Annotated in this window: 1 protein-coding gene; it reads right to left on the bottom strand. The window is 40.5% G+C overall.

Going from position 1 to position 1,614, the window contains the following annotated elements:
• Positions 1-196 precede the first annotated feature (196 nt).
• Positions 197-1,342: a hypothetical protein gene (locus tag AC4HAF_RS10155; protein WP_491097658.1), complete on the bottom strand. Its 1,146-nt coding sequence runs from the start codon at positions 1,340-1,342 to the stop codon at positions 197-199.
• Positions 1,343-1,614 lie beyond the last annotated feature (272 nt).

The raw sequence follows: 1,614 nt of genomic DNA, 5'->3' as shown, positions 1-1,614 counted from the left end.
GATCAAGCGTATAGAACCCGTATTGATAGCGGTTATAATCTGGCTTTTCTTTGTGAAACATGGCCTTACCTCACAAACTGTTTTCTTTTAGTATACTCCTAAACAGAGCAAAAAGCTCTTAGAAACCAATTTCTAAGAGCTGTGTCTTCAGTCTGAGGCAGGCCTTAGGCCTGCCTTTTTTTGCAATGTTTGATTTCTAGTCAGTGTAATAGGTCCTGCTGACGACTGTCCAATTATCAGCACCGGATAATTTTTCCAGCTCTCCATTTGCATTGATACGGTAATGAGCAACAGCCGGATTAACATTGGGGTCTGCTCCCGCTTCTTTCATGGCATCCCTAGCATGATTTTCCCTGACAATAGCATAAACCAGGCCATCTGTCTGTGCTTTCCAGCTTTCAATAACAAAGTCTGCTTTTGTAAAACGCTGACCATCCTTACGATTATCCAGATAATGCGCAATAACCCAGTCTTCGACTTGCTCTGTCGTTAGATTTTTAGTGTCTACTTGGCTGTCCTTTTTTCTTGTCCTTTTAGATGAATTTTGCGAACCATTCCCCTTTGTTAAACGATAATCCGACTGATTATTTTCTAAGGGTTTAGAGTAGTCAAAGCTTGCATTCTCGCTTGCCTGCCAGACAAGAGGAACAATATGGTCTTCTCCTATATAGATACCATAAGCATATTTTATTCTGGCTCCCCCCAGCTGGACTCCCGGAACAAGAGCAGTCGGCTCTGAATTTGGGGAAAGATGATAGAGATAAGTGTCAGTACCGACCTTTTCCAGACTGTCAATGCGGCTTGTATAAGTATTTGCCCCTACGGTTGTTTTGACAGTATTGTCTTCCGTAAAGGTCATAGTCATGTCTTCTTGCATGTAGCTGAGATAGCCCGACCAGGTACCAAGCAAGGTTTTCGGAAAAGTCTCCAAATTCTTTTTGTTGTTGCTATCGCTTTTGCTGTCGGAAGATTCTGTCGCGGTTGTTTTTTCAGTTTCATTTTTTTGCACCGTGCTGGATATACGAGCCTGATTGCTCTGCGAAGATGATGTGCTGGATCTTGAACTGTCCCTTAAAAACATAAAGAATAAAACAACAACGATAACAGCTATAGTCGCAGCTGCAGACAGCAGATAGGTCAACAGATGTTTTTTCTGAATTAAAGCTTTGTAGGATGCCTCGTATTCCTGCAGCAAAAGAAGCATCTCTTTTCTCAGATTTGGATCATTTTCTTCTTCTAAAGCTGTCTTGAGCCGTGAGATTTTATTTTTGAGAATGTCTTCCTGCCTGTTTTCTTTTCCTTTTTGCGATCTTCTCTTCTCCTTTGGTTGCTGTCCGTCCATTCCAAAAACCTCCTTTATCCCTTTTATTATATACTATTCACTCCTAAGCGACAATGCCGACAGCAGAAAATCTTTTCCGGCAGGAAAGAAAGAAAACTTCTTATTTCCTATAAAACTCAATTAAAAAAGCTGAGATTATATCTCAGCTCAGACTGAAGACAAAGCTCTTAGAATTGAATTTCTAAGAGCTTTTTGCTCTGTTTAGGAGTATACTAAAAGAAAACGGTTTGTGAGGTAAGGCCATGTTTCACAAAGAAAAACCAGATTATAAC

This window comes from Streptococcus sp. ELY_90 (assembly GCF_058314475.1).
The sequence above is the reverse complement of the archived record's forward strand: the minus strand, read 5'-3'. Positions and strand labels throughout refer to the sequence as shown.

What these genes read in the sequence shown, in the direction of transcription:
- AC4HAF_RS10155 (WP_491097658.1), bottom strand. Translation starts at nt 1,342, where the DNA reads ATGGACGGACAGCAACCAAAGGAGAAGAGAAGATCGCAAAAAGGAAAA.